The organism is Paraburkholderia sp. SARCC-3016 (assembly GCF_031119615.1).
In the GTDB taxonomy this organism is placed as follows: domain Bacteria; phylum Pseudomonadota; class Gammaproteobacteria; order Burkholderiales; family Burkholderiaceae; genus Paraburkholderia.
Genome location: NZ_JAVHZD010000024.1, coordinates 97973 through 122412 on the forward strand (window position 1 = coordinate 97973; position 24440 = coordinate 122412).

Sequence of the window (24440 nt, forward strand, 5' to 3'; positions counted from 1 at the left end):
GAAGGTTCGGGGCGATGCGGTTGGCTCGCTCGGTTCAGGCCGCGTCGCGGTACTGCGTCGGCCACTTGCGCGGCTTGACTTCGCTGAGCGCCCTGGCGATCGCGGCGATATGCTCGGGCGTCGTGCCGCAGCAGCCGCCCGCGATATTCACGAGGCCCGCTTCGGCGAATTCCTTCAGGAGCCCGGACGTATCCGCGGGCAGCTCGTCGAAGCCCGTGTCGCTCATCGGATTCGGCAGGCCCGCGTTCGGGTAGCACGACACATACGTATCGCAGAGCTTCGACAGTTCGGCGATGTATGGGCGCATCAACGCTGCGCCGAGCGCGCAGTTCAGGCCGAACGTGAGCGGCTTCGCATGGCGCAGCGAATTCCAGAACGCTTCGACCGTCTGGCCCGACAGAATGCGGCCCGAGGCGTCGGTGACGGTGCCCGAAATCATGATCGGCAGCCGCTCGCCCGTGTTTTCGAACAGTTCGTCGAGCGCAAACAGCGCGGCCTTCGCATTGAGCGTGTCGAAGATCGTTTCGACGAGGAACAGGTCGGCGCCGCCGTCGAGCAGCGCCTTCGCCTGCTGGTAGTACGCGGCGCGCAGTTCGTCGAAGGTCACGTTGCGCGCGGCCGGATCGTTGACGTCGGGCGAAATGCTCGCCGTCTTCGGTGTCGGTCCGATCGCGCCGGCGACAAAGCGCGGCTTCTGCGGCGTCGAATACTTGTCGCACGCGGCGCGTGCGAGCTTTGCCGACGCCATATTCATTTCTTCGACGAGATCTTCCATGCCGTAGTCGGCCTGCGCGACCGTCGTTGCGCCGAACGTGTTCGTTTCGACGATATCGGCGCCCGCGGCCAGGTACTGTTCATGGATCTCGCTGATCACCTGCGGTTGTGTGATCGACAGCAATTCATTGTTGCCTTTGATATCGCGTGCGAAGTCCTTGAAGCGCTCGCCGCGATACTGCGCTTCACCGAGCTTGTAACGCTGGATCATCGTCCCCATCGCGCCGTCGAGAATCAGGATGCGCGACTTGAGCAATGAAGGCAGCGCCGTGCCGCGTGTATACGCGGCATCGCTGTTCGAAGCAGACGAAGTAACGGGAAGGGCAGGCTTGTTCATGGCGGAAGGGCCCTCAAGGGCATTCAGCGGTCTCAACCGCTTTTTTTCAGGAAACTCAACATTGTAGCCCGCGTGCGGCGTGGCCGCCCGGCGACGCGCGAAGCGTTTCCATTGGCGCGCGCAATGTGCCGGAAACGACGATCGGTATCGAGTGCCGGCGTCAGCAATGAAAAACCCCGTCCGGCATGCCGGACGGGGTTCGTGAAGTGCCTGGAGTTGCCTGGCGTGTCGCCGCAGCGGACCTTAGTGCAACACGACCGGCTGGTGCATCAAGCTGTCGAACTGGCCGAGGAACTCGTCGACTTCATCGAGCGACGGTTCTTCTTCGATCAGCTTTTGCACATGCTCGCGGAAGCTTGCCGCCATTGCTCCATCGATGTAAATCTCACGCTGAGTGTTCTTGTCGACAATTTCATAACCGCCCGACTTCATCGCGAGATGGCCGTCCTGTGGTGGGAATTCGACGACACAGTAGTTGGGGCTGTTGTAGATCATTTGCATGGCGACACTCCTTATTTCCGTTGGCTCCTGGCCAGTCCTGCGCCGTACTTGGAGCGTTTGGCGTGGAATTCAAGGGGTGGGTCCGGTGTGACGCTTGTAATTTCTCCGGACCTTGTTGTTAGACTCGCGACCGCAAAAACGTTTCGAGCAACGCCGCAAAACGCTGTGATTGCTCGATGGGCGCGAGATGAGCGGCGTCCAGTACCTCGAATCGCGCCCCCTGGATAGCATCGGCTATGACCTGTGTAGCAGCAGGAGGCGTGCCCGTGTCATGACGCCCCGCTACGGTGAGCGTGGGCGTCTGTATTTGCACCAGTCTATCGCGCACGTCGAATTCGCGCAGCGCCGCGCTCGCGAGCGCGAAGCCCTCTATGGACGTGTGGATATAGACGTCGCGAATCTGTTCGACCACTTCGGGATGAGCGCGCTGAAAGTCCGACGTAAGCCAACGTTCGAGCGATGCAGGCGCAAGCGCCGCGACGCCGTCGCGCCGGGCCGTTTCGATGCGCTGATCCCAGATGCTGCGCGATTCGGGCGCGGTAAAGGCGAATGTATCGGCCAGCGTCAACGTATCGACGCGCGATGCGTGATCGATCGCGAACTGCTGAGCGATCGCGCCGCCCAGCGACATACCGACCACATGTGTGCTTTTTGCGCCCAGCTTATCGAGCAGCGCGGCAAGGTCGTTCGACAGGTCGGCAATGGTGAACGGAGTCGTGGGCGCGGAAGATTCGCCGTGTCCGCGGATGTCGTAACGCAATACCGTGTAGTCGTTGCGGAAATAGCCGGCAAGCTGATCCCAGATCGACAGATCGCCGCCCAGCTGATGAATGAAGGTGAGCCACGGGCCGCCGCCCTCATTGCTCAGCACATAGCGTGTCTCGATGCCGTTGACGTTCACTTGCATGCCTGCTCCTTATGTAAGGGTGATGCGGTGACCGATGCGCCCGGGTGTCTATGGTCTCTCGTAGTTGGTATTCGGGTCCGCAGCCGATGGCGTTGCAGGTTGCGGGCCCGGGTTCTGATCGTTCGCATTCGTCGCGCCCTCGTTCGGTGCAGCGGTCTCCCCATGCCACAGCAATTCGACCTGCGTGCCGTTGGGCTCGGTCTGTACGAAACGCACGGGTAACCAGCCGAGCGACGGGGCAAGCCACACGTCGATGCGGCGTCGATCGCCCGCGCGGCGCGGCAGGCGCGTGAAGTGCCGTGCCTCGACAAAGCCTTGTTGCGTGCGCACGGTTTCGTCGCCGATCGTTTCGATCGGCCATATTTCGCCGCTATCGTTATCGGTCACATAGAACTCGCGCGTGACGCCGGGCTGGTACGCGTCGGGCGCGCCGCGCACGAGGCTCGCGAGCTGCATGATCATGCTGAAACGGTCCTGCGCGCCGTCCTGCAACGCGAGCGTCTTCGGCGTGCGCGTGAACGCGATCTGCCGGGTTTCGCGATTGAACACGGTCACGTCCTGGCCGCGCCGTCCGTGCGTTTCGATGTACTGGTCCGGCGCGAGACCGAACGCGTCGACCCGGCCATGGCTTTCGTAGCTGTACGTGCCGACGAACGGTAGCGGCACGGAGATGACGAGCCGATAGGTGTGCCCGTCGCTTTCCCAATGGATCGTGCCCGGCTGGTTGCGTACGCCGTTGTAGAACGTGTCGTATTCGAGATCGCCCGACGGCGGGACGGAAAACTTGACGCCTGGTGTCGCATGCGCGGCGTTGCCGCTGCCGCTGTCCGTGCCGTTTGCCGCACTGGCCGCTTGTGCCGGCGAACCTGCTTGCGGGCCGGATGCGGCCGCCGCGCTTGCTGCTGTGCCTGCCGCTGCGCTCGCTGCCGTGCTCGCTGCCGTGCTCGCCGCAGCGTCTGCAACTGGGCTGGCAGTCTCGCTCGTCGCTTCGTCGGGCTTCGGCTGAGCCTTTTCGGCCATCGTGCTCTGCGTGACCGGCGCTCGCGGTGCAGGCTGCTTTTTCGGTTTCCGCTCGGGTCGAATCGCGGTCAGCGCGTGCGGCTGCGGGGCCTGCTCGGGCAGTTTCTGCCGCGCGGCCGGCGTGGCGGGCGGCGTGGGTGCGCCGGCCGGCTGCTGTTCGATACGTTCGGGTTTCAGCAGCGCAACCTGCACGGGTACATGCTGCTGATCCGCTGGCTTGAAAGTGTCGCGATGCCGCTCGAACCACTGCGCGGCGATCCAATGCGCAATTGCGACGACGACGAGCACGGCAATCCAGCGCCAACGAAGCGAGCGTGGCGAATGAGCGCGCGGTGGGCGACCGGAGCGGCGTGCGACGGACGGAGACGACATCGAAACGGTGAGATTCTGCCGGCAAAAATGAATGATTCAGGCGAGGGACAGCATTCGTCGTTCAAGGTTCGACCGCACGGCTCCCGCTCGCGTTCCGCGCATGCAATCAACGCGGCGTCGAACTGTACCCGAGTTCATACGACAGCTTTTGCGCGCATTCGCGTAATGCTGCGTCGACTTCCCCGTCCCAGCGGATATCGAACGCGCCCTCATGACCGAGCGCGATAAGTCCGAGCGCAAGATCGCCGGTCGAATCGAAGACGGGCACGCAAAACGCGTGAATGGTCGGCAGCAGCATTCCTTCCACGCGTGCCGCGCCATGCGTGCGTACGTCTTCGAGCAACTGCTCGACCTCGCCGATGTCGCGCGGGCCGCCAGTCTGTGACGAGCGGCGCGTCTCCGCAAGTTCGCGTTCGATCATCGCGGCCGTCTTGCTGCGCGGCAGATACGCGGCGAACAACAGACCCGTCGCCGAACCGAGCAGCGGCATCACGTCGCCGAGCTTCAGCGACGCCTTCGCCGGGTAACTCGATTCCATCCAGTGCACGACGGTCGGCCCCTGATTGCCCCATACCGCGATACCCACGGTCATATCGAGCCGGTCGCGCAGCGCTGCAAGCGCGATGCGCGCGAGTTTCACGCCGTCGACTCTTGCCAGACGCGCGAGACCCAGTTGCAGCGCAAAGCCGCCCAGTTCGTATCGCCCCGACAGCGGATCTTGCGCGACCACGCCAAGTCGCAAGAAACTGACGAGATAGCGATGCGCTTTCGCCGGACTCATGCCCGCGCGCTGCGCGAGATCGCGCAGCATCATCGCGCGCGGCTCGTGCGTCAGCACCTCGAGCAGACGAAAGCCGACTTCGATCGATTGAATGCCCGAGCGCAGCTTTTCTTCGCCGCGTTCATGCGCGTCGCCGGTGTCGTCGTCGACGCCTGAATCGTGCAGGTCGTTTGAGTCGTCCATTGGAATATTGGAGTGGTCCGAGGCGTGATCGGATCGGCGGGCTGCGGGTGACATGGCGATATGCGCAATTCGAAAAGTGGAGGGCCGCGCGTTGTCATGACGTCAATGCGACGTCGACGCGACGTCGACGCACCATCGACGCACCATCGACGCGACGTCCGCGGCAACGTCAACGCGGTGCACGCGATGACGATGCAAGTGGGCGGCGCCGATTCACCATCGTAGAATACATTCCTCCTACCGTCATCCACATGCTTTATTGCCTATGAAACTTGCCACGCTGAAGGACGGCACGCGCGACGGTCAGCTGATCGTCGTGTCCCGCGACCTGCAAACCGCCGCGGTCGCCGACGGGATCGTCGCGACGCTGCAACGCGCGCTCGACGACTGGCCTTTCTACGCGCCGCAACTGCGCGACCTGTACGACGCGCTGAACCAGGGCCGCGCCCGCCATGCATTCGCGTTCGATGCGAACGACTGCATGGCGCCGCTGCCGCGCGCGTTTCAGTGGGCCGATGCGTCGTCGTATGTGAACCACGTCGAACTCGTGCGCCGCGCACGCGGCGCCGAGATGCCGCCCGAGTTCTGGACCGATCCGCTGATGTATCAGGGCGGCAGCGACGACTTCATCGGGCCCAGAGACGACATCGTCTGCGCGTCGGAGGAATTCGGCATCGACTTCGAGGCTGAAGTGGCGGTGGTGACCGGCGATGTGCCGATGGGCGTCAAACCCGAGCAGGCATTGAAGAGCGTGCGTCTTGTCACGCTCGTCAACGATGTGTCGCTGCGCAATCTGATTCCGGCGGAACTCGCGAAAGGCTTTGGTTTTTTCCAGAGCAAACCGGCCACGTCGTTCGCACCGGTCGCCGTGACGCCCGACGAACTCGGCGAGCATTGGCGCGAAGGCCGCGTGCATCGCCCGATGATCGTGCATTGGAACGGCAAGAAGGTCGGACAACCCGACGCGGGTGTCGATATGGTGTTTCACTTCGGGCAACTGATCGCTCACGCGGCGAAGACGCGCAATCTGCGCGCGGGAACGATCGTCGGCTCGGGCACGGTGTCGAACAAGGATGCGAAGCGCGGTTATTGCTGTATCGCCGAGAAGCGCTGCCTCGAGATGATCGAACACGGCGCGGCGCAAACCGGATTCATGAAGTACGGCGATACGGTGAAGATCGACATGTTCGACGAAGCGGGCAAATCGATCTTCGGTGCGATCGAGCAGTCAGTCGCACCGTTCGATCCGGCACATTGATCGGACGCGCGGCGCGGGCGGGTGGTGTGTAGCGTGTAATGCCGGTACAACTGGCGGTATCACTGGGGCATAGCCATGTCGAACGGATCGCGTGTCAGTCATCCCGGGTTTTACGAGCGCTATGAGTCGCTGCGCGTGCAGCGGCATCCGCACGGCATCGTCGAAATCGTGATGAGCGGCGAGGGCGCGAACCGCAGCAAGCTCGCGACCGCGAATGCGCTGATGCATCGCGAACTGGCCGAAATCTGGCGCGACGTCGACCGCGATCCCGATGCGCGGGTCGCCTTGATTCGCGGCGACGGCAAGGGCTTTTCGGCGGGCGGCGATCTCGAACTCGTCGAGCAGATGGCCGGCGATTTCGCGGTGCGCACGCGCGTGTGGCGCGAGGCGCGCGATCTCGTCTACAACGTCATCAACTGCGGCAAGCCGATCGTGTCGGCCATGCACGGACCGGCGGTCGGCGCGGGGCTCGTGGCCGGGCTGCTCGCCGATATTTCGATCGCGGCGAAGTCCGCGCGCATTATCGACGGCCACACGCGCCTCGGCGTCGCGGCCGGCGATCACGCGGCGATCGTCTGGCCGCTTCTGTGCGGAATGGCAAAGGCCAAGTACTACCTGTTGCTGTGCGAGCCGGTGAGCGGCGAGGAGGCGGAGCGCATCGGGCTCGTGTCGCTCGCGGTCGATGAACGCGATCTGCTGCCGAAGGCGTTCGAAATCGCGCAAAGGCTGTCGAAGGGCTCGCAAACGGCGATTCGCTGGACCAAGTACGCATTGAACAATTGGCTGCGCTCGGCCGGGCCGACGTTCGATACGTCGCTTGCGCTCGAATTCATGGGATTTGCCGGGCCTGATGTGCACGAGGGCGTGACATCGCTGCGCGAGCGCCGTGCTCCCGATTTTCCGGGCAGCGAGACGTGAGCCGATGCGCTCAGCACGCCGCGGTGGGGAGCGGTATTTGCTGGCCGCTTATGTCGCCGCGCGAATCTTCGACGCCTTTAGCTTTACTCCGGGACGTTCGACGCATACTTTCGCAGTACTACGTCCAGCGCCGACGCGGAGGTATGATCCGACGGGCCTTCTTCGCTGCAGCCGCCGTCTCCGTCGCGGCTCCCGGGCTGGAGCCGCACATCAGGATGGACATTTACCCGAGGTTCACGAGGTTGACTCAGTTTGACCGCGTTTGACCGCGTTTGATTTTTCCCGCGCTTCGTTTTCATAGCGCCCGTTACGCTGCGAGGAGATCAGCATGACCGACACCCCCGGCTCCACGCCGCCGTTTCCCGGATTTCCCGGCTTCCCGCCCGCCGAAATGCTCGACCGGATGTGGGGGATGATGCGCCTCACGCCGTTCGGTGCGGCGTTTCCGGGCACGCAGCCGGGCGCGGCGCAAGGATTCGTGCCCTCGCTGTCGATGATGTCCGACATGATGGCGCCGCTCACGAACGTCGAGGAACTCGACAAGCGCATCACCGACATGCGCGCGGTCGAGCAATGGTTGAAGCTGAACCTGAACATGCTGCAATCGGCGATTCAGGCGCTCGAGGTGCAGCGCGCGACGCTGGCGACGCTGCGTGCCTTCGGCGCGTTCGCGCAGCAGTCTATGACGCAGCCGGTCGCGGACGCGCCGCCGCGCGAAACGTCGACACGGGAGCGTGCCGAAGAGGAGCGCGCGGCGGCCGGCTCGCGCGCGGGTTGGCGCGAAGATGAAGCCGCCGCAACCGGGCAATCGGCGCAGGAAGCCGGACAGGCGTCTGGCGAGAGCGTACCGCCGCCCGGGTTCGACGCATCGGGATGGTGGAACCTGCTGCAATCGCAGTTCAACCAGATCGCGCAGTTTGCGATGGCGCAACCGGGCATGGCGGCAGGTGCGGCCGCCGGTGAGGGTAACGAGAGCGGCGACCGCGAGGCGGGTGCGGACGCCGCTGCCGGTGCGGACCGCGCCAGTCACGGCCGCCCGGAACATGGCGCCGGCGCCGAAGCAGGCGCCACGGGGGCACGCGTCCGGCAGCCCGATGCGAAACGCCCGGCTGCGAGGCGTGCACCGGCGGGCAAAACGGCCAAAGAGGGGAAGGGAACGGGCGCCGTCGCCTCGCGCAAGACCCCGAATCAACCCGAATAGGCCACGATCGAACGCAGAGACGGCGATGGGCCGCGGCGCGAGGGTGTCCGAAACGCACCGTTCCGGAGTCGGCCGGCCCGTTCGCCCTCGCGCCCCTTGTTCCAGATCAACGATTGCCGCATCCGGCGGGCCGCCGGGCCTTTTCGGGCGCGGCCATTGAAGGTGCGCATGCTATTATTCGAGATGTTTTTCAGCCCGCGAGCCCGCGTCGAAAACCTCAAATACAGCGGCTTGCAGCGCGCCGGCCTCCCGGTGCGAGGGCTCACTGCGGCGTTGCGCCGCATGCTGGCTTGACCTCAGGCACAGGGTCTCCCTCACCCACGGTTGGCCGCGTTTGTGAAATCCACATTTCGCAAGCGCTTAAAAACGCCGCTGGTACTTCTTTGCCACAGATTCTTCTGGGCGACCGATTACCGCGTAAAATTGAATGCTGCGCTGGCGAAAGCGCGGATTCCGTTCGTCAGCAGCAAAAGTAGCAATAAGTAGTTAGACAGACACAAACAGACGTCGCTTTGCGCAGAACAGGGGTGGGACTATGAACACCATGCTTTATCCGGAACTGTATAGATCGCTCGAATCCGTCCGATGGGACATGGAAAAAGACATTCCCTGGGACAAATTCGATGCGTCGCTGCTCACCGACGAGCAGGCCGCAACGATCAAGATGAACGCGATCACGGAATGGTCCGCGCTGCCCGCCACCGAAATGTTCCTGCGCGACAATCATCACGACAGCGATTTCTCAGCCTTCATGAGCGTGTGGTTCTTTGAAGAGCAAAAGCACTCGCTGGTATTGATGGAATATCTGCGCCGCTTTAAACCCGACCTGGTCCCCACCGAAGAAGAGCTGCATGCGGTGCGCTTCGAATTCGATCCCGCGCCGCCCCTCGAAACGCTGATGCTGCATTTCTGCGGCGAAATCCGTCTGAATCACTGGTACCGCCGCGCGGCCGAATGGCATACCGAACCGGTCATCAAGCACATCTACGAAACCATCTCGCGTGACGAAGCCCGTCATGGCGGCGCGTACTTGCGTTACATGAAGAAGGCCATGGGCAATTTCGGCGACGTCGCGCGTGCGGCGTTCGCGAAGATCGGCGTGCTCATGGCGTCGGCGCGCCGCACCGAAAAGCCGCTTCACCCCACGAACCTGCACGTGAATCAGGCGCTGTTCCCGCGCGATACGATCCAGTCGCGCCTGCCCGATCCCGAGTGGCTCGAGCGCTGGCTCGACGAACAGATCCGCTTCGACGACGGCTGGGAGAAGAAGGTCGTCGAACGGATCCTGCACAACCTGTCGATCCTGTTCGAGCGCACGTTCAATACGGCACAGGAACTGAACCGCTATCGCAAGGAAGTCACCTTGCGCCTGCAGGGCGGGAGCGATCAGGGTTCGGCTCAGCAGCCCGCCTAATGCGCTGATCTTTCCGCGCATTTTCCAGAAAGATCATCGACGGCCCGGCAGGCGCAAGCCCGTCGGGCCGTGTTGCATGTTCGCCGACACGTGTATCGTTGCGGCAATCCACGCTACTTCCTCTTTCGCCATGGCCGCTTCTTTCGAACGCAAACTCGTTACGCGCGACGCGCTCGCGCGAATCCGTCCCACGCTGCAAGGACCGGTGGTCTTCACCAATGGCGTATTCGACATCCTGCACCGCGGCCATGTCACGTATCTCGCGGATGCGAAGGCGCTTGGCGCGAATCTGATCGTCGGCGTGAACAGCGATGCATCGGTGCGCATGCTCGGCAAGGGCGACGACCGTCCGATCAATCGCGAAGACGACCGCATGGCGCTGCTTGCTGCGCTCGAGTGCGTCGACTGGGTTGTGCAGTTCGACGAGCGCACGCCGATCGAGCTGATCGAAGCCTTGCGTCCGGACATACTCGTGAAGGGCGGCGACTACGATATGGACGCTTTGCCCGAATCGGCGCTCGTGCGGAGTTGGGGCGGACGCGCGCTGGCGATTCCGTTCGAGCACGATCGCTCGACGACGGCGCTGCTAAAGAAGGTCCGCGCGCACCAGAAGTAGTCGACGCACCGCTACTGCGCCAGTGCCGACGCCGCGATCGGCGCGACCGGCGCGGGGCCGCCGACGACGGCCTGGTCCGCGGCGTCGGTGGCCGACATCGGTTGCACACGCAACCCTTCCGGATGAATTTGCCGGTTCAGATGAAACGGCTCGCGTACCCCGGCCGCCGGCGTGGGGCCGAACAGACCGCGTACCGCGGCGAACGCCAGCAAATTGGCAATGACGAGCAAGGCGATCAGCCAGCGCAGCATGGTTGGACTCTCCGTCGTGTGGTGTCGGTCATCGTTATTGGCAGCTTGTTCCTATTCTTTCTGATTCGCGAACGGCAGTTGCGTCATGTCGTGTGCGTCACTGCGGCGTGCGGGTCGCCGGCGTACGAGCCGCGCCGGCGTCATCGGCGGCGATCAGCGCGAGCCCCGCGAGCACGAGCGAATCATGCCGCGTATGCGGCACCTGCAGCGAGCCTTCCACTTCTGCGGCCGCGCCGCCGCCGACCACGAGCCGTACCGGCGTCTGCCATTCATCCTGCAGCTCGCGCCACATGCGTTCGATCAACGCGGCCTGCGCGAGCACGCAGCCGGCTGCGATCGCGTCGCGCGTGTTGGTGGCGAAGCATAGCGCGGGCGGCTCCGGTACTGCGGCGGATGCGTCAAGTGCCGGATGGTCGCCCGCGAGTGCGGCTTGCACGCCCGGCGTGCCGAGCGTCGGCAATTGCGCCGTGTGCTCGCCGAGCGCGCGCATCATCAGCAACCAGCCCGGCGCAATGAGCCCGCCCGTGAACGTGCCGTCCTTGCGCAATGCTTCGAGCGTCGTCGCCGTGCCGAAGGTCGCGATCAGCAGGTGCTCGTCCGGGAAGGCCGCACGCGCGCCGATCATTCCGGCCCAGCGGTCGCTGCCGAGCGACTCCGGCGTCGAGTAGCCGTTGCGCACGCCGCATTGCTCTGACGTAGCGCGGATCGTCGTGCGCGGCAGGCCGGGCCAGGTTGCATCGAGCAAGGTATCGATGCGCCGCGCGACCGCGATGCCCGCGACGTTCGATACCCACGCACCGCGTGGCATCGGCAATACGCTCCAGTCGGGTTCGTGCCCGGCGACGAGCGGATCGCCCACGCCCTTCACGAGCAGACCCGCATGCGCGAACGCGCCGCTCGCCGTCTGTGCGCCGTTTCCATCGACGAGCGCCCATTTGACACGGCTATTGCCCGCGTCGATCAGCAGAAACGGCGCGCCGCTCACACTGCACCCCGCTCGGCGAGGCGCAGCGTCACGTCGCCGGTCGCGATCGCGGTGCGGCCTGCAGGCGTGTCGAGCAGCAACTGTCCGCGCTCGTCCACACCCGACGCGACCCCGCGCGCGGATTCGACGCCCTGTTCGAACAGCAGCACCTGCCGGCCCGCATACGCGTGACAGGCGTTCCAGCGCGGCTGGAACGGCGCAAAGCCTTCCGCCGCGAAACGCTTGAGCGCGGGCTCGAGCGCGTTCAGTTCGGCCGCGAGCGTATCGGTGAGATTCGCGTTCGGCAACGCGCGCGACAGCGCGGTCGGTGTCGCGCCGCGCGCTTCGGGCGGCACGTTCGCGTTGAGTTCGCCGACCTTCGCGGCGAGTTCGTCGGCGCCTTTCACGTTGGTGCCGATGCCGATCACGACCGCACTGGCGTCGTCGGTGCTCCACGCGGTCTCGATCAGAATGCCGGCCAGCTTGTCGCCCTCGAGCAGTACGTCGTTCGGCCACTTCAGCGCGATCTGGCCCGGCCCGGCGACCGGCAGCGACCGCAGCCCGTCGACGAGCGCAACGCCGACCGCGAGGCTCAGACCCGCGAGCCCTTCGAGCGGACGCGGCAGCACGCACGCGACCGAAAACAGCAGCGCGTTGCCGGGCTCGGCATACCACGGCCGGCCGCGCCGGCCACGGCCGGCCGTCTGCAGATACGCGACGCGGACGATCGGCCGCTCGAGCGCATCGGCTCTACGTGGCAGGGTTTTCACATGCGCCATCAGGTCGGCGTTGGTGGAGCCGGTCTCTTCGACGATTTCGATCGGCCAGTCGTGCGCGGCCGGGCCGAATAACGTGATCGCGCGCTTGCGGTCGATGCGCCAGTCGTCGGCTGGTGCGGCGTCGCTGGAGGTGGGTGTAGTCATGCCGCGTATTGTAGCCACTCGCACCGGTCGGAATGCGTCATCCGCGCGCCGCCAGCGCGGCGGAAAGGCGCTGAAAGACACGGTCCGTCCGATTGCCGTGCCGACTGGGCATGGACACCGCCGAGGTACCGCATGGAGGCGCGTGCCCGGCCGCGGCGGCCGGGCCGTCCGCCGCTTTGCCGCGGCCTTTGCGCGAATATTTCCGCAGCGTACAGAACCTCCGCCGCGTTGGGCCTGACAAGCCAGCAAGGCTCGCGGGCGGCTCGTTCGATACAATGCCCGTTAATCCGATAACGACCTTCCAGCGCCTTGAACTACGACACTCCGCCCGGCCTCGAAGTCGCGGCAGGCAGACAGGGCAAGATCGTCCGGCTGTCTGGCCAGTGGACCGCGCTCGCCCTCGCGCGCGACCGCTCGCAGGAGCGCGCGCTGCCGCGCCTGCGCGAGCTGATCGGCACCGAGAAGGTCGCGCAATGGGACCTGTCGCGCATCGACCGGCTCGATCACGTCGGCGGCCAGGCGCTGTGGCGCATCTGGGGCTACCGTCTGCCCGCCGATCTCGTCGCGCTCAATGCGACGCAGCGCGACATCTTCGACCGCATCGCGCTGCTCGATCGCGAGCGCGAGAATCCGGAGCACGTGCAACGCTATGACCCGTTCACGCGGCTCGGTCTCGGCCTCTTCTCGTTCGTCGAACATCTGCAGGGCGGCATCGCGATGTTCGGGCGCGTGGTGCTCGACCTTCTGTCGATCGCGCGCAACCCGAAGATCATGCCGTGGAAGGAAATTTCCGCGAATGTCTACTATGCGGGCGCAAGGGCGCTGCCGATCACTGCGCTCGTTGCCTTTCTGATCGGCATCGTGCTCAGCTATCTGTCCGCGCAGCAGTTGCGTCTGTTCGGCGCGAACCAGTTCATCGTCAATATCCTCGGTCTCGGCGTGATTCGCGAGCTGGGGCCGGTGCTCGCGGCGATTCTCGTCGCGGGGCGCTCGGGTTCGTCGATCACCGCGCAGATCGGCGTGATGCGCGTGACCGAGGAACTCGACGCGATGCGCGTGATGGGCATTCCGCATGGCCTGCGTCTGATCCTGCCGCGCGTGATCGCGCTTGCGGTGGCGATGCCGCTGCTCGTGATGTGGACGAATATCGTCGCGCTGTTCGGCGGCGCGCTGGCCGCGAAGCTCGTGCTGCAGATCGACCTGTCGTACTTCGCGCGCTCGCTGCCGTCCGTCGTGCCGGTCGCGAACCTGTGGATCGGCCTCGGCAAGGGGGCCGCGTTCGGCGTGCTGATCGCGCTGGTCGGCTGCCATTTCGGCTTTCGCATCAAGGCGAATTCGCAAAGCCTCGGCGAAGGCACGACGACTTCGGTCGTCACCTCCATCACGGTCGTGATTCTCGCGGATGCCGTGTTCGCGATTCTCTTTCAGAACCTGGGGCTCTCATGATTGCGCCGCTTACCCATGCCGTACGTGACCAGCCGCTGCCCGAGATCGCCGAAACCGTCATCGAGGTGCGCAACCTGACGAAGCGCTACGGCCGCAATATCGTGCACGACCATCTGAACTTCGACGCGCGGCGCGGCGAAATCGTGTCGATCGTCGGCGGCTCGGGGTCCGGCAAGACCACGCTGATGCGGCAGATTCTCGGGCTCGAGCGGCCGACCTCGGGCACGATCAAGGTGTTCGGCGAGGACACGTCGAAGATCGATCCCGAGGAAGCGCGCCTGATGCGCAGCCGGATGGGCATGCTGTTCCAGCAGGGCGCGCTCTTTTCGTCGCTGTCGGTGTTCGACAATATCGCGCAGCCGTTGCGCGAACTCGGCAAGGTGCCCGAAGAACTGCTGCGCGACATCGTCATGCTGAAGCTCGAAATGGTCGGCCTGCCGTGCAAGAACGCATCGAAGATGCCGGCCGCGCTGTCGGGCGGCATGATCAAGCGCGTCGGCATTGCGCGCGCGATCGCGCTCGAGCCGGAGCTGCTGTTTCTCGACGAACCGACCGCGGGACTCGATCCGCAGGCATCCGATGAATTCGTCGAGCTGATCGGCGCGCTGCATCGCGCGCTCGGCCTCACCGTCGTGATGGTGACGCACGATCTCGACACGATGGTGGCGCTATCGTCGCGCGTCGCGGTGCTGGCCGACCGCAAGGTGCTCGTCGCGGCGCCGGTCGAGGAAGTGGCGGGCGTCGATCATCCGTTCATCCGCGAGTATTTTCTCGGCCTGCGCGGGCGGCTCGCGCTGCAGGGGTTGTCGCCCGAGCGCCGCGCGAAGCTGCCGGCGACGGCGCTCGAACCCGCGTGCGATGCGATCGCGCTCAAAACCGCGATGTAAGCGGAGAACCTGGGGAACCTGACGATGGAAAACAAATCCCATGCCTTCTGGGCCGGGCTCTTCACCGTGGCGCTCGCGCTGGCGATCGGCGTGGCGGCGTTCCTGTTCAACGTCGACCGGTCGGTGCGCGTGCCCTACGATCTGATCGCGCGAACCAATGTAACGGGGCTTTATCCGGACGCGGCGGTGCGTTTTCGCGGGCTCGACATCGGCAAGGTGCAATCGCTGAAGTTCGACCGGAACCATCCGGGGCAAATCGTGATTCGTATTCTCGTCGACACGCGCGCACCGATCACGCATTCCACTTTCGGCACGCTTGCGCTGCAGGGTGTGACCGGCATCGCCTTCGTGCAACTCGACGATACGGGCAAAGACCAGACGCCGCTTGCATCGTCGAGCAAGGACGTCGCGCAGTTGCCGCTGCATCCGGGCCTTTTCGACCAGCTGCAAAAACGCGGCGACGTGCTGCTGCGCGAACTCGAGCGCGTGGCCGGCGATGTCGACGAATTGCTGTCGCCCGACATGCGCAAGCAGATTGCGGCCACCGTCGTCAGTTTGCAGCAGGCGGCCGACGGCGTGACCGCGCTGACGCAGCAGATCGCACCGACGGCCGGCAAGCTGCCCGGCACCGTCGATCAGCTCAACCAGACGCTGGCGTCGACGAATCAGCTGATCACGAGCCTGAACAAATCGGACGGTCCGCTCGAAACCAATCTGAACAAGGTCGGCACGGCGGCGCAACAGGCCGGCGATGCGTTGACCGCCATGAATGCGTCGTTGCAGGAAATGTCGTCGCGCGTGGGCTACGACACGCTGCCGAAGGTGAACTCGCTCGCCGACGATGTGCGCACGGCGGTGCGCTCGGTCGACAGGGCGGCGAACACGTTCAGCGAAAGCCCGCGCAGCATTCTGTTCGGCGCGCCGAGCGAGGCGCCGGGCCCGGGCGAGAACGGCTTCTCGTGGCCCGCTGCCGCCGCGCAATCGGCGCAGAAATGATCTGAAAGGAACCCACATGTCACGCACGAACCATCGCCTGGTACGATCCGTCGCTCCGATGATGTCCGCGCCCGTCAGGCACGCGCCGGCGACGGCTCGCGTGCCAGCGCCGATGCCCGCCGTGACCGCGGCGCTTGCCGCCGGTTTTCTGCTCGCCGGATGCGCGGGCAATCCCGCGGCGATTTCAGACATCCGCTACGATCTCGGACCGCCCGCGCAGGTGGCCAGCGCCGGTCCGCTGCCGACCGTGAAAGTGCTCGACGTGACGGCGCCCGAGATGCTCGGCTCGGACAAGGTGATCTACCGGCTCAGCTACGCGGATGCGCAGCGTACGGCCACGTACGCGAACAGCCACTGGACGATGCCGCCCGCGATGTTGCTGACGCAACGGTTGCGCGGCGCGCTGTCGTCGCGCGGCACGGTGCTGACGGGCGGCGACGGTGTGCACGCGCCGGTTCTGAAGGTCGAGCTCGACGAGTTCGAGCAGGACTTCGACGGACAGACGCAAAGCCACGGCGCCGTGACCGCGCGCGCGACGCTGTTCTTCCACGGCAAGCTGATCGGCCAGCACACGTTTATGGCGCGCGCGCCGGCCAGCACGCCCGATGCGGCGGGCGGCACGCGGGCGCTCGCGGCGGCCAGCGACGACCTCGTCGCGCAGATCAGCGCATGGCTCGGCGTGCAGGCGCTCGTCGCGGCGCAATGAGCGGGCCCATGGGCGGAACAATGCGCAGGACTTGCGGTGAAAGGGGCAGCGCGACGAGCCGCGGAACCACACGCGGCACGCCGTGCGCGCCGGGCTGCGCCGCATGACCGACAAGCCGTGGCAGCACCGCCCGTCGGCGTTCGCAAGGCAGGCGCTTGCGCTCTATGCGGCGCTTGTCGTCTACGGCTCGTGGTATCCGTTTTTCGGCTGGCGCTCGCTCGGGATCGCACCGTTCGCGTATTTGACCGATCCCATGCCGCAGTACCTCACGCTTTTCGATGTCGTCACGAACGTGCTCGGCTATGTGCCGTTCGGCGCGCTCGTCGTGCTGGCCGTCTATCCGCGTGTGCGCGGCGCGCTGGCGGTCGCGCTGGGGTTCGGCGCGGGCACGCTGCTGTCCGCGCTGATGGAAGCGGGGCAGACCTGGCTGCCGACGCGCATCGCATCGAATCTCGATCTGGCCGCGAACGCGCTCGGGGCCTTGCTCGGAGCGACGCTGATGTCGCCCGCGACCGGCGCGCTGCTCGATCGCGGCCTGTTGCGCCGCATCCGCTTCCTGTGGTTCGAGCGCGATAGCACGGCGATCATCGGCATCGTCGCACTATGGCCGTTCGCGACGATGTTCCCGGCGCCGCGTCTGTTCGGCGTCGGCGACTGGCCGCATGCGCTGTGGCAGCGCTTCGACGCGGGCATGCAGGAGACGCTGCTCGCGTGGGCGCCCGCCGCATGGCACGTGCCGGCGTGGCCCGCGCTCGTCGCGGCGTGGCTGCCCGAAGATGGCTGGGAGGCCGTGATCACCGCGCTCAACCTGCTTGCGGTGGGCGCGCTCGCCTCGCTGCCGATGCGCACGCGCGCGCCGCGCCGGTTGTTGCTCGTGGTGTTCATCGTCGCGACGCTCATGGTCAAGGCGGGTGCGACGTTTCTGCAATCGCAAAGCGGTCTCGCCTTCGATTGGGCGACGCCCGGCGCGCTGATCGGCCTCGCTTGCGGCACCGTCGCCGTGCTGCTCGCGCCCGCGCTGCCGCCCGGATGGCGCGCGACGCTCGCGGCGCTCGCGCTCGCCACGTCGCTCGTCTTCGTCAATCTGCTGCCGGTGAATCCGTATTTCGATGTCGTGCTCGCCGATTGGCGCCAGGGTCGCTACCTCCATTTCAACGGGCTTGCGCGCTGGCTCGCATGGACATGGCCGTATGCGGCACTCGTGTGGCTGGCGTTTTCGGCGGAGCGTGCATGGCTCATGCGGCGGCGTGCGGGCCGGACGCGGCGCGGCTGATGGATGCGCGTCAGCGGCAACGAGCGGAACCATAAGCGGGTACATGAGCGGCGCATGAACGCGGTCGCTATAATCGGTCGGATCGAATGGCGAGCGACAACGCTTCCTGCCAGAAGCCCCGAACCGGTATGACTGACCCGCTTTCGGTTCTCTCGCGCCCCGCACTTTCAAAATCATTTCGTCCTAGCGTCAACGCCGATGGAACCACATTTCAAGTATCACGTTTTCTTCTGCCTGAATCAGCGCGAACCGGGTGCCGCACGCCCGTGCTGTGCCAACTGCAATGCTCAGGAAATGCAGGAGTACGCGAAAAAGCGCGTGAAGCAGCTGGGCCTCGCCGGTCCGGGCAACGTGCGTATCAACAAGGCAGGGTGTCTCGACCGCTGCGAAGAAGGGCCGACCATCGTCATCTATCCGGAAGGGACGTGGTACACGTACGTGGACAAGAGCGATATCGATGAAATCGTCGAATCGCATCTCGTGAACGGCCAAGTGGTCGAGCGTCTGAAAATCGATCGGTAATTCGTCCCATCAAGATCCATCAATTGACCCGGAAGCGGTGCCAATGAATGCTCAAACGCAGAAATTCCTGATCGACGGTCCTGCCGGCAAGATCGAGGTCGCGCTCGATCTGCCCGACGGCGAGCCGCGCGGCATCGCGCTCGTCGCACATCCGCATCCGCTATTCGGCGGTTCGATGGACAACAAGGTTGCGCAGACGCTTGCGCGCACGCTCGTGCAACTGAAGTACGTGACGTACCGCGCGAATTTCCGCGGCGTCGGCGCGACCGAGGGCGCGCACGACGACGGCATCGGCGAACGGGACGACTTGCGCGCAGTGCTCGATTACATGCGCGCGCAGCCCGGTCAGTCCGACGTGCCGCTCGTGCTGGCGGGCTTTTCGTTCGGCACTTTCGTGCTGTCGCATGTGGCGGCAACCCTTCGCGAGGAAGGCCGCGCGATCGAGCGAATCGTGTTCGTCGGCACCGCCGCGAGCCGCTGGGACGTCGCGCCGGTGCCCGAAAACACGCTCGTGATTCACGGCGAAATCGACGAAACGGTGCCGATCAAGTCGGTCTTCGACTGGGCGACGCCGCAGGAATTGCCGGTTGTCGTGATTCCCGGCGCCGAGCATTTTCTGCATCGCAAGCTGCACATCCTGAAGCGCATCATCGTCGACGCATGGCGTTGAGCATGGTCGCGCCGCAAGATGCGCGAACACAACACTTGAGCCGTAAATCGCGGTAAAAAGCGGGGCCCGGCTGCAAATATGGGGTTCTGCGGCGCGTATAATGGGCGCTCTTTTTTGGGCGCAGCGCCCCCGTTCCGCCGCAGGCATCGTGCAATGATTCCGCGTCGATCATGCATTGACCACGCATCGTTTTTCCATGCGCGCCGCGACGGATGCAGGGCGCGTTGCGCGAACCGATCCTTTAGCCGTCAGTCCAAGAAGCGCCGCGCTGTTCTTGCCGCTGTCCTCTTCGAGGACGCGCATAGTGCGGTGCGACGCGTGCTGACCGGCTTGCCCACGCTATGCGCCGCTCACGCGTGATTGCTCATTTCTGTCCGAACCGATCCTATGCGCTTTTCCAAACCCGGCTTCCCGTCACTGGCGTCTTTCGTTCCCCAATCCATTAGCCGTGCCGTGATGCTCGGCGTCGTGCTGCCGGCGTCGCTCGTCGCCGCGAGCAGCGCGTTCGCGCAGGTGCCGCCGCCGGCCGTGAATGCGCGCTCGTGGGTGCTCGTCGATGCGACGAGCAATCAGGTGCTCGCATCGGGCAATCCGGACGAGCGCGTCGAACCCGCGTCGCTCACGAAACTGATGACCGCGTATCTCGTGTTCCAGGCGCTCGACGCGAAGAAGATCTCGATGGATCAGACCGTGATGCCGAGCGTCGCGGTCCGCCGCGTGCGCAACGACGAATCGCGCATGTTCATCGAGGCGAACAAGCCGGTGACCGTGCACGACCTCGTCTACGGCATGATCGTGCAGTCGGGCAACGACGCGGCAATCGCGCTGGCCGAGCTGGTCGGCGGCACGGAGACGCAGTTCGTCGCGATGATGAACGCGGAAGCGCAAAAGCTCGGCATGAAGAACACGCACTATGCCGACGTGAACGGCATGCCCGACGCGCAGCACTACACGACCGCGGGCGACCTCGCCGTGCTGTCGGCGCGCCTGATCCGCGACTATCCCGACTATTACAGCATCTTCTCGGTCAGGGAATTCACGTACAACAAGATCAAGCAGCCGAACCGCAACCGCCTGCTGTGGCTCGATCCGACCGTCGACGGCCTGAAGACGGGCCACACGGAGGCCGCCGGCTATTGCCTGATCGCGACCGCGAAGCGGCCGGCGGCGGGCGTGCCCGATGCGTCGCGCCGCCTCGTCACCGTCATGATGGGCGAGCCGAAGGAACACGACCGTGTGCAGGACAGCCTCAAGATGCTGAACTACGGCTATAGCGCGTACGACCTCGTGCGTCTGTACAAGGCGGGGCAGGTCATCGAAACGCCGCGCGTCTACAAAGGCACGCAGGATACGGTCAAGATCGGCGTGAACACCGACCAGTACATCACGGTGCCGAAGGGCCTCGGCGACAAGCTCAAGCCGCAGGTCGAGCATGCCGATCCTTTGATTGCGCCGATCACGGCGGGCCAGCAGATCGGTACCGCGAAGCTCGTGTCGGATGGCAAGACGCTGGCCCAGTTCCCGGTCGTCGCGCTGCAGCCGGTGCCGCAGGCGGGTATCGTCGGCCGCGTATGGGATTCGCTGATGCTGATGTTCAACAAGAAGAAGTAAGCATTGCGACCGTGGCCCGGCGGCCGCCGGGCTGGTGTCGGTGGGAGTGAGGGCGTCGCGGGTCGGCGCCCGGGTTGCCGGCCTGCGGTGTGTCCCGGGGTGGCGCCACGCGCGGTCCGCCCGTTTCAATCGCCGCATGCGTGCCGCGCAGGTGCGCGCGCGGCTTGTCGCAAGGAGGCGAAGGTATGAGCGCCGAGAAAGAATCGTTGATCGACTTTCCATGCGATTTCCCGATCAAGGTGATGGGCAAATCGCACCCCGAGTTCGCCACGACGATTGCCGCGGTAATCGTGCAGTTCGACAGCAGCTTCGACGCTGCGCGCATCGAAACGCGTCCGTCGAGCGGCGGCAACTACATTGGTTTGACCGTGACGGTACGCGCGCAGAATCGTGAACACCTCGACGATATCTATCGCGCGCTTACGGGGCATCCGATGGTGAAGGTGGTGCTGTAACAGCAGTCCGGGCAGGTTCTCCCTTCGCGCGCGCCTGAGCCCGTTTCGTCGGGGCGCCCGAGCCCGCGCAGACTGCTTCGATCTGCGCCCCGAACTGCTGCGCTTCGCCGAAGATCCAGTCATGAAACGCTTCGACGCGCGGCGTGTGCCGCAACTGCGGCGGGCAGACAAAAAAGTACTGCCACGGGCTTGGGCCATCGATATTGAATAGCCGCACGAGCCGTCCTTCGGCAATTTCGTGCATCGCGAGCGCACGGCGTGTAAGCGCCACGCCCTGGCCATCCATCGCCGCCTGCAGCAGGTTCGACGAATCCTGATACAGCACGCCGCGGCTCGGTTCGGGCCAGTCCGGCAGGTCTGCTGCGTCGAACCATCGCTTCCACAACTGATCGTCCGAGCGCAGCAGCGGCAAGTTCGCAAGCTCGGCCGGCGTCTTCGGCAGCTTGCCGCCGTTAAAATCGGGCGTGCACGCCGGAAAGAACACCTCTTCGAGCAGCAACTCGACGTGCAGTCCCGGATACCGGCCATAGCCGAACCGGATCGCGATGTCGACGTCGTCGCGCGCGAAGTCGACGAGCACATTGCTCGTTTGCAGTTCGAGATCCCATTGCGGATGCGACTCGATGAAGCTGCCGACACGAGGCGTAATCCAGCGCGCCGCGAACGACGGCAGGATCGATACGACGAGCCGCCGTTCGCGGTCGCTCGCGCGAATTTCGCGCGTTGCTTCGGCGAGCGTGACGAGCGCGGTGCGCACGCGCACGGCGTAGCGCCGGCCGACGTCGGTCAGCCTCAGGCGCTTGCCCTCGCGGGTGAATAGCGTGACGCCCAGTTCCGCTTCGAGCGCCCGGATCTGATGGCTGACCGCGCCGTGCGTGACGAACAGCTCGTCTGCCGCGCGCGAAAAACTCTCGTGTCGCGCAGCGGCTTCGAATGCCTTGACCGCGTTTAGCGTGGGGAGATCGCGAAGGTCCATTGCTAATTTTTCTCACATATGCGTGAAAAATGATCGTTTGGGGCAAATCCTTGTCGTGACTACGATTCTAGCCATGGAACGCTTTTTTGAGAGAGTGTCATGCGAGAAATTTCCTCTAGCATCTGGTTCGAAGTCGGCAATGGCGAAACGGTGCCCCTGCGCGTCACGGACAGCACGCAGCTGACCGTTCACGGCGGCGCGGTGTGGGTCACGCGTAGCGACGACGTCGAGGATTACTGGCTCGAGCCGGGCAAAACGCTGCGCTTGCGGCGCGGCGAACGGTTGTGGCTGAGCGCCGAAGGCAAGACGCACGCGTGCGTCGAGTTCTTCGTGCCGAAGCGTGCCGGCGAACGGGCGATCAACTGGTTTGCGCGTGTCGCCGAGCGGTTCGGCGCGCGGATGCGCGGTGGCTGGCTAACCGTATGAGACAAGCGACGCATAACGTATGACGAACCGACGTTGAACGCGCTTCCACGCGTTCGCAAACGGCCATCATGTCCGCGGAGCGGGGTCTGGGCCGGCGAGGTGCGCAAGATTTCGGTAAACTTGCGCGATTATGTGTGCCACGCCGGTTACCCTGCCTGTCGCGCCTTCCGGCACTACCGCTGCCGGAGCGGCGCTGTCCGAAACGGCTTCCGTTGAAATCCCCGCGGGCGCCGCGACGGCGTCCGGTTCCGCTCATGCTGCTGTCGCAGCGCCGGTTCTGCTGCGTTGGCGCGGCGTCGAACCTTATCAGCAGAGCTTCGACGCAATGCGTGCCTTCACCGGGTCGCGCACGGCCGAAACCGTCGACGAAATCTGGCTTGTCGAGCACCCGCCCGTTTTCACGCTCGGCCAGGCCGGCGACCCTGCGCATCTGCTCGCAGCCGACAGTGGCATTCCGCTCGTCCAGGTCGATCGCGGCGGGCAGATCACATACCACGGCCCGGGTCAGGTCGTCGCTTATCTGCTGCTCGACTTGCGCCGCCGCAAACTGATGGTGCGCGAGCTCGTCACGCGGATCGAAGCGGCCGTGATCGAGACGCTCGCAGCGTATAATCTTGCCGGAGAACGCAAAGCTGGCGCGCCTGGTATTTATGTCGCGCCGGGGCTTGCCGCACGGCAGCACGCCGGCGCCAAGATCGCCGCGTTGGGTCTCAAGATTCGCAACGGCTGCAGTTATCACGGCGTGAGCCTGAATGTGAAGATGGATCTTGAGCCGTTTCTCGCAATCAACCCATGCGGCTACGCCGGCCTCGAAACGGTCGATATGGCAACACTCGGCGCGAATGCGGACTGGAACGACGTAGCGCGCACGCTGGCCGCGTGCCTCACCGCAAACATCGACGGCATTTCGAGAGCCGCCGCCCACTCTGCCCAATCGCAGGCCGGTGCCGCCACCGCCTCACTGGAACGAACGAATGACTGACGTTACCGCGAACCTCGCAGGCCAATCCTCTGCCAATACTGGCGCGGCCCCTGCGGCCCCTACCGCTTACGACGCGACCGCCAAGCAGAAGGCACAGGCGAAAACAGCGCGCATTCCGATCAAGATCGTTCCGATCGAAAAACTGAAGAAGCCGGACTGGATCCGCGTAAAGGCGGCAACCGGCAATTCGCGCTTCTACGAAATCAAGCAGATCCTGCGTGAGCACAACCTGCATACCGTGTGCGAGGAAGCGAGCTGCCCGAATATCGGCGAATGCTTCGGCAAGGGCACGGCCACGTTCATGATCATGGGCGACAAATGCACGCGCCGCTGCCCGTTCTGCGACGTCGGCCACGGCCGGCCCGATCCGCTCGACGCCGATGAGCCGCTCAATCTCGCACGCACGATCGCGGCGTTGAGGCTGAAGTACGTGGTGATCACGAGCGTCGATCGCGACGATCTGCGCGACGGAGGCGCGGCGCACTTCGTCGAGTGCATCGAGAAGACGCGTGAGCTGTCGCCCGAGACGCGCATCGAAATTCTGACGCCGGATTTCCGCGGGCGTCTCGATCGTGCGCTCGGCATCCTGAACGCGGCTCCGCCCGACGTGATGAATCACAACCTGGAAACGGTGCCGCGTCTGTACAAGGAGGCGCGTCCGGGCTCCGACTACGCGCACTCGCTGAAGCTGCTCAAAGACTTCAAGGCGCTGCATCCCGACGTCGCGACGAAGTCCGGGCTGATGGTAGGGCTTGGAGAGACTGAAGAAGAAATCCTGCAGGTGATGCGCGACCTGCGCGCGCATGATGTGGACATGTTGACGATCGGCCAGTATCTGCAGCCGTCCGAACACCACCTGCCGGTGCGTGCTTACGTGCATCCCGACACCTTCAGGATGTACGAAGAAGAAGCCTGCAAGATGGGCTTCACGCACGCGGCCGTCGGCGCGATGGTGCGTTCGAGCTACCACGCCGATGTGCAGGCACACGGAGCAGGAGTGGTCTGAACACCCCACGCTGCACCTCGGAGAAGTCTCGCAAAGCCCGCTTTTTAGCGGGCTTTTTTGTTGC

General features: G+C 64.8%; 26 protein-coding genes. 17 read left to right on the top strand and 9 right to left on the bottom strand.

All coding sequences use genetic code 11. The features are described 5' to 3' along the window. Positions 1–34: 34 nt before the first annotated feature. From QYH69_RS23500 to QYH69_RS23520, 5 genes are all read right to left on the bottom strand, one after another. Entirely contained in the window at positions 35–1111 is a 1077-nt protein-coding gene (locus tag QYH69_RS23500; RefSeq protein ID WP_308834138.1) for a homocysteine S-methyltransferase family protein, read from the bottom strand. A gap of 243 nt (positions 1112–1354) precedes the next feature. Beyond that, positions 1355–1612: a DUF3567 domain-containing protein gene (locus tag QYH69_RS23505; protein WP_075155627.1), complete on the bottom strand. Its 258-nt coding sequence runs from the start codon at positions 1610–1612 to the stop codon at positions 1355–1357. 118 nt (positions 1613–1730) lie between these two features. Further along, on the bottom strand, positions 1731–2519 hold the full coding sequence (locus QYH69_RS23510; RefSeq protein ID WP_308834139.1) for an alpha/beta fold hydrolase: 789 nt from the start codon (positions 2517–2519) through the stop codon (positions 1731–1733). Between the two features lie 48 nt (positions 2520–2567). Then, a complete protein-coding gene (locus QYH69_RS23515; protein WP_308834140.1) occupies positions 2568–3911 on the bottom strand; it encodes a DUF3108 domain-containing protein in 1344 nt (447 codons plus the stop codon). Positions 3912–4017: 106 nt separating this feature from the next. Next, positions 4018–4875 carry an IclR family transcriptional regulator gene (locus QYH69_RS23520; RefSeq protein ID WP_308834141.1) on the bottom strand — a complete coding sequence of 286 codons (858 nt, stop codon included), beginning with the start codon at positions 4873–4875 and terminating at the stop codon, positions 4018–4020. 265 nt (positions 4876–5140) lie between these two features. Here QYH69_RS23520 and QYH69_RS23525 point away from each other — a divergent pair, with 265 nt between their 5' ends. The 5 genes from QYH69_RS23525 to rfaE2 all read left to right on the top strand — a co-directional run bounded on the left by QYH69_RS23525 (position 5141) and on the right by rfaE2 (position 10282). Next, entirely contained in the window at positions 5141–6133 is a 993-nt protein-coding gene (locus QYH69_RS23525; RefSeq protein ID WP_308834142.1) for a fumarylacetoacetate hydrolase family protein, read from the top strand. A gap of 75 nt (positions 6134–6208) precedes the next feature. Beyond that, positions 6209–7051 (top strand): enoyl-CoA hydratase/isomerase family protein, encoded by an 843-nt coding sequence (locus tag QYH69_RS23530; RefSeq protein WP_308834143.1) that lies wholly within the window; start codon positions 6209–6211, stop codon positions 7049–7051. A 328-nt stretch (positions 7052–7379) separates the two neighbouring features. Next, positions 7380–8252, top strand: a complete 873-nt coding sequence (locus QYH69_RS23535) for a PhaM family polyhydroxyalkanoate granule multifunctional regulatory protein (protein ID WP_308834144.1) — start codon at positions 7380–7382, stop codon at positions 8250–8252. A 535-nt stretch (positions 8253–8787) separates the two neighbouring features. Beyond that, the gene (locus QYH69_RS23540; protein ID WP_308834145.1) at positions 8788–9666 is read left to right on the top strand and encodes a ferritin-like domain-containing protein; all 879 of its coding nucleotides are present in this window, start codon (positions 8788–8790) and stop codon (positions 9664–9666) included. A 130-nt stretch (positions 9667–9796) separates the two neighbouring features. Then, on the top strand, positions 9797–10282 hold the full coding sequence (gene rfaE2 / locus QYH69_RS23545; protein WP_308834146.1) for a D-glycero-beta-D-manno-heptose 1-phosphate adenylyltransferase: 486 nt from the start codon (positions 9797–9799) through the stop codon (positions 10280–10282). A gap of 11 nt (positions 10283–10293) precedes the next feature. Here rfaE2 and QYH69_RS23550 read toward each other — a convergent pair whose 3' ends face one another. The 3 genes from QYH69_RS23550 to QYH69_RS23560 all read right to left on the bottom strand — a co-directional run bounded on the left by QYH69_RS23550 (position 10294) and on the right by QYH69_RS23560 (position 12420). Then, positions 10294–10533, bottom strand: coding sequence for a hypothetical protein (locus QYH69_RS23550; RefSeq protein ID WP_308834147.1), 240 nt, complete (start codon positions 10531–10533; stop codon positions 10294–10296). 97 nt (positions 10534–10630) lie between these two features. After that, positions 10631–11518, bottom strand: coding sequence for a type III pantothenate kinase (locus tag QYH69_RS23555; protein ID WP_308834148.1), 888 nt, complete (start codon positions 11516–11518; stop codon positions 10631–10633). Beyond that, the gene (locus QYH69_RS23560; RefSeq protein WP_308834149.1) at positions 11515–12420 is read right to left on the bottom strand and encodes a biotin--[acetyl-CoA-carboxylase] ligase; all 906 of its coding nucleotides are present in this window, start codon (positions 12418–12420) and stop codon (positions 11515–11517) included. Before QYH69_RS23560 ends, QYH69_RS23555 begins: the two co-directional genes overlap by 4 nt. 309 nt (positions 12421–12729) lie before the next feature. Between QYH69_RS23560 and QYH69_RS23565 the strand changes: the two genes are divergently transcribed. The 9 genes from QYH69_RS23565 (at position 12730) to QYH69_RS23605 (ending at position 20986) form a co-directional block, all read left to right on the top strand. Continuing rightward, positions 12730–13866, top strand: a complete 1137-nt coding sequence (locus QYH69_RS23565) for an ABC transporter permease (RefSeq protein WP_308834150.1) — start codon at positions 12730–12732, stop codon at positions 13864–13866. After that, a complete protein-coding gene (locus tag QYH69_RS23570) occupies positions 13863–14753 on the top strand; it encodes an ABC transporter ATP-binding protein (RefSeq protein ID WP_308834151.1) in 891 nt (296 codons plus the stop codon). The genes QYH69_RS23565 and QYH69_RS23570 overlap by 4 nt, the downstream gene beginning before the upstream one ends. Before the next feature lie 24 nt (positions 14754–14777). Beyond that, positions 14778–15749 carry an MlaD family protein gene (locus QYH69_RS23575; protein ID WP_308834152.1) on the top strand — a complete coding sequence of 324 codons (972 nt, stop codon included), beginning with the start codon at positions 14778–14780 and terminating at the stop codon, positions 15747–15749. 16 nt (positions 15750–15765) lie between these two features. Continuing rightward, a complete protein-coding gene (locus QYH69_RS23580; protein ID WP_308834153.1) occupies positions 15766–16455 on the top strand; it encodes an ABC-type transport auxiliary lipoprotein family protein in 690 nt (229 codons plus the stop codon). 103 nt (positions 16456–16558) lie between these two features. Continuing rightward, on the top strand, positions 16559–17728 hold the full coding sequence (locus QYH69_RS23585; RefSeq protein ID WP_308834154.1) for a VanZ family protein: 1170 nt from the start codon (positions 16559–16561) through the stop codon (positions 17726–17728). A 198-nt stretch (positions 17729–17926) separates the two neighbouring features. Then, entirely contained in the window at positions 17927–18250 is a 324-nt protein-coding gene (locus QYH69_RS23590) for a (2Fe-2S) ferredoxin domain-containing protein (protein WP_308834155.1), read from the top strand. A 43-nt stretch (positions 18251–18293) separates the two neighbouring features. Beyond that, complete coding sequence (locus tag QYH69_RS23595) at positions 18294–18920, top strand: serine aminopeptidase domain-containing protein (RefSeq protein WP_308834156.1); 627 nt, start codon at positions 18294–18296, stop codon at positions 18918–18920. A 387-nt stretch (positions 18921–19307) separates the two neighbouring features. Beyond that, complete coding sequence (locus tag QYH69_RS23600) at positions 19308–20531, top strand: D-alanyl-D-alanine carboxypeptidase family protein (protein WP_308834157.1); 1224 nt, start codon at positions 19308–19310, stop codon at positions 20529–20531. 185 nt (positions 20532–20716) lie between these two features. Next, on the top strand, positions 20717–20986 hold the full coding sequence (locus QYH69_RS23605; RefSeq protein WP_308834158.1) for a DUF493 family protein: 270 nt from the start codon (positions 20717–20719) through the stop codon (positions 20984–20986). On the opposite strand, the gene QYH69_RS23610 is transcribed toward QYH69_RS23605, so the two are convergent. Next, on the bottom strand, positions 20952–21962 hold the full coding sequence (locus QYH69_RS23610; protein WP_308834159.1) for a transcriptional regulator GcvA: 1011 nt from the start codon (positions 21960–21962) through the stop codon (positions 20952–20954). The two genes, QYH69_RS23605 and QYH69_RS23610, sit on opposite strands and share 35 nt — an antisense overlap. A 99-nt stretch (positions 21963–22061) precedes the next feature. Here QYH69_RS23610 and QYH69_RS23615 point away from each other — a divergent pair, with 99 nt between their 5' ends. The 3 genes from QYH69_RS23615 to lipA all read left to right on the top strand — a co-directional run bounded on the left by QYH69_RS23615 (position 22062) and on the right by lipA (position 24376). Then, on the top strand, positions 22062–22388 hold the full coding sequence (locus tag QYH69_RS23615; RefSeq protein ID WP_308834160.1) for a DUF2917 domain-containing protein: 327 nt from the start codon (positions 22062–22064) through the stop codon (positions 22386–22388). Positions 22389–22518: 130 nt separating this feature from the next. Continuing rightward, the gene (gene lipB, locus QYH69_RS23620) at positions 22519–23370 is read left to right on the top strand and encodes a lipoyl(octanoyl) transferase LipB (protein WP_308834161.1); all 852 of its coding nucleotides are present in this window, start codon (positions 22519–22521) and stop codon (positions 23368–23370) included. After that, positions 23363–24376, top strand: a complete 1014-nt coding sequence (lipA, locus tag QYH69_RS23625; RefSeq protein ID WP_308834162.1) for a lipoyl synthase — start codon at positions 23363–23365, stop codon at positions 24374–24376. The genes lipB and lipA overlap by 8 nt, the downstream gene beginning before the upstream one ends. Positions 24377–24440: the final 64 nt, after the last annotated feature.

Bases quoted from the DNA above. Each gene is read 5' to 3' on its own strand.
- QYH69_RS23500 (WP_308834138.1), bottom strand. From the start codon at position 1,111: ATGAACAAGCCTGCCCTTCCCGTTACTTCGTCTGCTTCGAACAGCGAT.
- QYH69_RS23505 (WP_075155627.1), bottom strand. From the start codon at position 1,612: ATGCAAATGATCTACAACAGCCCCAACTACTGTGTCGTCGAATTCCCA.
- QYH69_RS23510 (WP_308834139.1), bottom strand. From the start codon at position 2,519: ATGCAAGTGAACGTCAACGGCATCGAGACACGCTATGTGCTGAGCAAT.
- QYH69_RS23515 (WP_308834140.1), bottom strand. From the start codon at position 3,911: ATGTCGTCTCCGTCCGTCGCACGCCGCTCCGGTCGCCCACCGCGCGCT.
- QYH69_RS23520 (WP_308834141.1), bottom strand. From the start codon at position 4,875: ATGGACGACTCAAACGACCTGCACGATTCAGGCGTCGACGACGACACC.
- QYH69_RS23525 (WP_308834142.1), top strand. From the start codon at position 5,141: ATGAAACTTGCCACGCTGAAGGACGGCACGCGCGACGGTCAGCTGATC.
- QYH69_RS23530 (WP_308834143.1), top strand. From the start codon at position 6,209: ATGTCGAACGGATCGCGTGTCAGTCATCCCGGGTTTTACGAGCGCTAT.
- QYH69_RS23535 (WP_308834144.1), top strand. From the start codon at position 7,380: ATGACCGACACCCCCGGCTCCACGCCGCCGTTTCCCGGATTTCCCGGC.
- QYH69_RS23540 (WP_308834145.1), top strand. From the start codon at position 8,788: ATGAACACCATGCTTTATCCGGAACTGTATAGATCGCTCGAATCCGTC.
- rfaE2 (WP_308834146.1), top strand. From the start codon at position 9,797: ATGGCCGCTTCTTTCGAACGCAAACTCGTTACGCGCGACGCGCTCGCG.
- QYH69_RS23550 (WP_308834147.1), bottom strand. From the start codon at position 10,533: ATGCTGCGCTGGCTGATCGCCTTGCTCGTCATTGCCAATTTGCTGGCG.
- QYH69_RS23560 (WP_308834149.1), bottom strand. From the start codon at position 12,420: ATGACTACACCCACCTCCAGCGACGCCGCACCAGCCGACGACTGGCGC.
- QYH69_RS23570 (WP_308834151.1), top strand. From the start codon at position 13,863: ATGATTGCGCCGCTTACCCATGCCGTACGTGACCAGCCGCTGCCCGAG.
- QYH69_RS23575 (WP_308834152.1), top strand. From the start codon at position 14,778: ATGGAAAACAAATCCCATGCCTTCTGGGCCGGGCTCTTCACCGTGGCG.
- QYH69_RS23580 (WP_308834153.1), top strand. From the start codon at position 15,766: ATGTCACGCACGAACCATCGCCTGGTACGATCCGTCGCTCCGATGATG.
- QYH69_RS23585 (WP_308834154.1), top strand. From the start codon at position 16,559: ATGACCGACAAGCCGTGGCAGCACCGCCCGTCGGCGTTCGCAAGGCAG.
- QYH69_RS23590 (WP_308834155.1), top strand. From the start codon at position 17,927: ATGGAACCACATTTCAAGTATCACGTTTTCTTCTGCCTGAATCAGCGC.
- QYH69_RS23595 (WP_308834156.1), top strand. From the start codon at position 18,294: ATGAATGCTCAAACGCAGAAATTCCTGATCGACGGTCCTGCCGGCAAG.
- QYH69_RS23600 (WP_308834157.1), top strand. From the start codon at position 19,308: ATGCGCTTTTCCAAACCCGGCTTCCCGTCACTGGCGTCTTTCGTTCCC.
- QYH69_RS23605 (WP_308834158.1), top strand. From the start codon at position 20,717: ATGAGCGCCGAGAAAGAATCGTTGATCGACTTTCCATGCGATTTCCCG.
- QYH69_RS23610 (WP_308834159.1), bottom strand. From the start codon at position 21,962: ATGGACCTTCGCGATCTCCCCACGCTAAACGCGGTCAAGGCATTCGAA.
- QYH69_RS23615 (WP_308834160.1), top strand. From the start codon at position 22,062: ATGCGAGAAATTTCCTCTAGCATCTGGTTCGAAGTCGGCAATGGCGAA.
- lipB (WP_308834161.1), top strand. From the start codon at position 22,519: ATGTGTGCCACGCCGGTTACCCTGCCTGTCGCGCCTTCCGGCACTACC.
- lipA (WP_308834162.1), top strand. From the start codon at position 23,363: ATGACTGACGTTACCGCGAACCTCGCAGGCCAATCCTCTGCCAATACT.